At 37.7% G+C, this 5,310-nt stretch carries 4 protein-coding genes and 1 rRNA gene; 4 read left to right on the forward strand and 1 reads right to left on the reverse strand.

The genetic code is table 11. From position 1 onward, the window contains the following. A 5S ribosomal RNA gene (gene rrf / locus LMB57_RS01650) occupies window positions 1-98 on the forward strand; the annotation flags it as partial. A gap of 190 nt (window positions 99-288) precedes the next feature. Here rrf and LMB57_RS01655 read toward each other — a convergent pair. Then, window positions 289-930 carry a phosphatase PAP2 family protein gene (locus tag LMB57_RS01655; RefSeq protein ID WP_229271818.1) on the reverse strand — a complete coding sequence of 214 codons (642 nt, stop codon included), beginning with the start codon at window positions 928-930 and terminating at the stop codon, window positions 289-291. Between the two features lie 142 nt (window positions 931-1,072). Here LMB57_RS01655 and LMB57_RS01660 point away from each other — a divergent pair, with 142 nt between their 5' ends. The 3 genes from LMB57_RS01660 to tnpA all read left to right on the forward strand — a co-directional run. Next, entirely contained in the window at window positions 1,073-3,379 is a 2,307-nt protein-coding gene (locus LMB57_RS01660; protein ID WP_229271817.1) for a glycoside hydrolase family 31 protein, read from the forward strand. 157 nt (window positions 3,380-3,536) lie between these two features. Beyond that, on the forward strand, window positions 3,537-4,796 hold the full coding sequence (locus LMB57_RS01665) for a chloride channel protein (RefSeq protein WP_229271816.1): 1,260 nt from the start codon (window positions 3,537-3,539) through the stop codon (window positions 4,794-4,796). 231 nt (window positions 4,797-5,027) lie between these two features. Next, window positions 5,028-5,310, forward strand: a 283-nt coding sequence (gene tnpA / locus LMB57_RS01670) for an IS200/IS605 family transposase (RefSeq protein WP_229278037.1), incomplete at its 3' end; no start/stop codon positions are given.

Raw genomic sequence — 5,310 nt, forward strand, 5'->3', positions numbered from 1 at the left:
AGGATACACCTGTACCCATGCCGAACACAGAAGTTAAGCTTCAACACGCCGAAAGTAGTTGGGGGATCGCTCCCTGCGAGGATAGGACGTTGCCACGCAATAGTAAAAAGGACATGCATTGTTGAGTACAGTGCATGTCCTTTTTTATATAAGTAATACGTCTAGTTCTGGTTAATTGTCATGCTCCAGACTATATCTATTTAGTCTTTTGAAAAATAATTTATTTTTAATTTAATTAAAACACCAAACTATAACTTTTACATCGATTATAGCTCAGTGCTTTACTAATTAGATTTTATTGACTGGTTTTTGTAACCAATGAAAGAAAATAGTGCGCTGACTATTAGCTAGTAACCACCATCCGCAAGCTAAGAAGAAGGCCCCAATTACATCGGAAGTAAAATGAGCCCGCAAATAAACTCGCGAATACATAATAATAATAATCCATAGTGCGCCGACGATTTCTAATAATACCTTTTGCCATTTAACTTTACAATAGGGTAAAAGAAGAGCCAAGAGCGTAAAAATAAAAATAACTGTTGAAAAGGTATGCCCACTCGGGAAACTATATCCACTAACACTAATTAACCGAAAAGGAGGACGGAGACGCGCAACGCTATACTTGATTAATATTACTAAACAGTAACCGATAAATTGTAACATTCCATACCAAACACTATCAGTTGCTCTTCCGCGACGCCATAAGAAGAGCATTAGGCCAATTGTTATAATACCAACTGTAACAGGGTCACCCATAAAAGTTAATTCGGTTAGGATAGTGGTTTTAATCTTAGATACTGGCGCAGTCAGGGTAAAACCCTCTCCATCAAGTGTATGAATAAATGACGAATTAGTCAAAACGTTAAAGAGTAATACTCCGAATAAAATCCAGCAAAAAAGTCCGAACCCGATTTGTGCTTTTTTATGCATTATTTCTAAGCCTCATTCATTTTCATTATCATCTCTAATTATATCCTATTTATTCTTAAAAAGTTATTCAGCCTCCACGAAAACGTTTACATTTAAAATAAATGCGATACAATAAAAGTAAAAAAGAGGAAGGACGACTTTAATGAATAACCAATTACGTGGATATGCAATTGTTGATCAAAAGATTACGATTAATTATCAAAACAGTTCAATTATTTTATCAGTTATTACGCCTGAAATCATTCGAGTATTTCAAGATCACGGTGAAAAAGGATCATCATATGCTATTGAAGGCAATAAGACAATAAAAACTAACTTTACAGTTTTAGATCATGGTGACCATCTTGAATTAACTACGGCAGCTCTAATTGTAAAAATATACGACAATGAAAAAATAGATGTTTATGACAAAGATGGTCATCCATTAATCATTGATTATCAGGGCAAGCGGACACCAATTGACCGAGGATTAGATGAGGCTCATGCCAAATTAGTTGCCGCCGAAGGTCACGATATTGCTGGTGGAAGTGACCAAGATAAGACATATTTTGAGATAATTAAATCTTTAGCTACTGATGAACAGATATATGGCCTTGGTGATAAAACTGGGTATTTGAATAAACGAGGCTACGAATACGATAACTGGAACACTGATAATCCAGCACCCCAAGTAGAAAGTTTTACCCGGCTTTATAAGTCTATTCCTTTTATGTTAGGCTTAAAGAACGGTCATCCATATGGTTTCTTCTTTGATAATCCTTATCGGAGCCATCTTGATTTAGGAAAAGAAAATGTTAATTACTACTTTTATTCTGCAGTTGCCGGTAACCTTGATTATTACATTATCGGGGGCCCGCACTTGAAAGATATTGTTACAAATTATACTTACCTTACTGGGCGCGTTCCATTGCCACAAAAATGGGTACTTGGTTATCAGCAATCGCGTTGGGGGTACAGTGTAAGTCCTGAAAAAGTTCAAGAGATTGCGACTAAACTGCGAGAAAATGATCTTCCTTGTGACGTGATCCACTTTGACATTGACTATATGGATGGTTACCGAGTATTTACTTGGAACAAAGAAAAGTTTACTGATCCCCAAGCATTTGTTTCCAAGTTGAGAGACCAAGGATTTAGAGTAATGCCAATTATTGACCCCGGTGTTAAGCAAGATAAAAAGTATAAAATTTATAAAGAAGGAATTAAGAAAGGATACTTTGTTAAGAATCCTGATGGAACCGTTTATGTTAATAAGGTTTGGCCTGGCGATGCTGTTTTCCCTGACTTTGGCCGAGAAGAGGTACAACAATGGTGGGCCGATAATTGTAAATACCTTGTTGATACCGGAACAGCTGGAATTTGGGACGATATGAACGAACCAGCATCATTCGAGGGTGAAATCCCTGATAATATTGTCTTTAGTGATGGAAAATACCCTTCTACTCATAAGAAATTGCATAACGTTTATGGACATAATATGGCAAAGGCTACTTACAATGGATTAAAGAAATACAGCCATAAACGACCTTACGTCATTACTCGGGCAGCTTATGCGGGAACGCAAAAGTATTCAACCGTCTGGACAGGTGATAACCAAAGTTTGTGGCCCCATCTACAAATGATGATTCCTCAATTATGTAATTTAGGAATGAGTGGTTTTACCTTTGCGGGAACTGATATTGGTGGATTTGGTGCGGATGCTACGGCCGAAATGCTAACACGTTGGATTGAGGCAGCTTTATTTAGTCCTCTTTATCGTAATCATGCTTCAATGGGAACGCGTGCACAAGAAGCTTGGGTATTCGGTGAGCCGACGCTCTCAATCTACCGGACATATTTAAAGTTAAGATATCGTTTTATTCCATTCTTATATGATCTTTGTTACAAGGAGACAAAGAATGGGCTCGGAATAATGCGTCCGTTAGTATTAAACTACGATCAAGATCCTGCTGTTCGGACAATGAACGATGAATATATGGTTGGTGATGAATTACTAGTTGCTCCGGTAGTTCAAGAAGGCCAAAATACACGAGCAGTTTATTTACCAGCAGGGGAGTGGATTGACTTTTGGAACGGTGTTGAATATGCAGGTAAGCGGACAATTTTGGTTGAAGCTCCAATTGATAAATTACCATTATTCATTAAAAAGAATACGATTATTCCATGGGGCCCTGAAGTAAGTCATATTAGTGATGGACCTACTGAAACAATGACTTTCCGTTTATATGGACAACATGCCTCATATACTCATTACCAAGATAATGGCCTTGACTTTGCTTATCAAAGTGGTGAATACAACCTTTATCAAATCAAGGCTTCTCAAAATGGAGTAACAATAGATATGCCTCATAACGGTTATAATAAGAATTACCAGAAGATTTTTGTAGAATTAAATGATCAAAAATTGACGTTTGAATTTGATCCACAAACACAGACCTATGTCCAACAATAATCTGAGATAGAAGTAAGACCGAAGAAGAAGTTTAGTGCTTATTCTTCGATCTTACTTTAGTTTACATAATATTTAACATAGCGAAACGTTGCTGTTATCTTTTTACACTCATCCATGATAAACTGGAAGTTGATTTATTTTTATAGGAGACAAGAAGATGAAAGAAACGCAAGAGAACATTCCATTAGCTATTGCAACGGTTGTTCTTGGAATAGTCGTTGGGTTTAGCTCATTGATTCTTAGCGCTATTCTAGATTTAACAGAGCACTATTTTTTGAACTTTAACGAGACAAATAAGATTCCGGTTAATATTAATATTTTTCCTATTCATCGATTTGCCTCGGTGCTAATAGGAGGGATAATTGCTGCCATTATTTGGTACTTCCTTCAGCGTCATTATCACCCAGTTAGTATTAAGAATGCCTTAAATGGTAAAGAGATGCCATTAAGAAAAACATTCATTCACGTGGTTACTCAGATCTTTTTTGTAGGAACTGGTAATTCGATTGGTCGTGAATTAGCCCCACGAGAAGCAGGAGCCGCTATTGCCCAGAAATGGTCCCGAGCACTTGATTCTTATCGGTGGTTACACCTTAAGGATGAAGATAAACACTTATTGATCGCTGCCGCTGCCGGAGCTGGATTTGCGGGAGTCTATATCGCACCTATTACAGGAACTGTTTTCTGTCTAGAAATTTTATATCGACGCATTAATGCCCGTTCAGTTTCCGTTAGTCTAATTATGTCAGTAATTGCAACGATGATCGGTTCGATTTTAAAAGGATTCAAGCCATATTATATCGTCGGAAGTCGTGACTTCTCTTTATTATCAGTTCCATTAGCAATTGTTCTAGGCTTAATCCTTGGAGTAACCGGAACCTGGTTTAAACAAGGAGTTAAAGCAGCTTCTAGTAAACGGGCAACGGGTAAGAATATTTTCTGGCAATTGCCACTTTTGTCGTTCTCAGCGGGAGCAATTGCAGCTTTTTATCCGCAAATTATGGGTAACGGGCGGGGACTTGCTCAATTAGCCATGAATACGACCACCGTCAATTCTCAGGTCCTAGGAGCGCTCTTGTTTGGTCTCGTTGCTAAAGTAGTGGTTACCTTATTTACAATCAAATGTGGGGGCTATGGAGGAACACTGACGCCATCGATTGCTGCTGGAGCAGTTATTGGAGTATTTCTCGGTATTCCTTACATGCACTTCTTCCCAGTTGTGACTTTAACGCAGTGTGCAGTTATTGGAGCTTCATTATTTTTAGCAGCGTCACAGCAGGCACCGTTAATGGCATTATTTATGTTATTTGAAGTTTGTCACCTTAACTTTACAGCTTTTCTTCCCCTGGGGATTGGAGTCGCAATTTCAATCGGAATTTCAAAGTGGATGCAGGAAGCAAAAGCAAGTACAAAATAACCTTTAGTAAAAACATTATCTAATAAAATAGCAAGGATGAAATTTCTTCCAACCTTGCTATTTTTTATTAATGTCTTTAGGCCTAGTTGAGTGCGCGAGCAGAGCGAGTGCACGAAACAAAAAACCACCTGCTATGCGGGTGGGCGATAAAAATTATATAAAAAGGCCTCTTTTGCCTTAAGATGTAGGTGTTCAAGCCAAAGTCAATAAGGGAAAAGAGGTTATATAAATATGACTAATAAATTAAATAGCTTAGCCCATACGAAGTGGTTATGTAAGTACCACATCGTATTCATACCAAAGTATAGACGTAAAGCGATCTTCAATCAATACCGAAGAGACCTAAGAGATTATATTCGTTTATTGTGCAAATATAAGGGAGTAGAAATAATTGAAGGTCATATGATGCCAGATCATGTGCACTTGTTAGTAAGTATTCCGCCGAAGCTAAGTGTATCGCAGTTTATGGGATACTTAAAAGGGAAAAGTGCATTAATGATGTTTGATCGACATG

Source organism: Limosilactobacillus secundus (assembly GCF_020784695.1).
GTDB classification, from domain to species: domain Bacteria; phylum Bacillota; class Bacilli; order Lactobacillales; family Lactobacillaceae; genus Limosilactobacillus; species Limosilactobacillus reuteri_F.

What these genes read in the sequence shown, in the direction of transcription:
- LMB57_RS01655 (WP_229271818.1), bottom strand. Translation starts at nt 930, where the DNA reads ATGCATAAAAAAGCACAAATCGGGTTCGGACTTTTTTGCTGGATTTTA.
- LMB57_RS01660 (WP_229271817.1), top strand. Translation starts at nt 1,073, where the DNA reads ATGAATAACCAATTACGTGGATATGCAATTGTTGATCAAAAGATTACG.
- LMB57_RS01665 (WP_229271816.1), top strand. Translation starts at nt 3,537, where the DNA reads ATGAAAGAAACGCAAGAGAACATTCCATTAGCTATTGCAACGGTTGTT.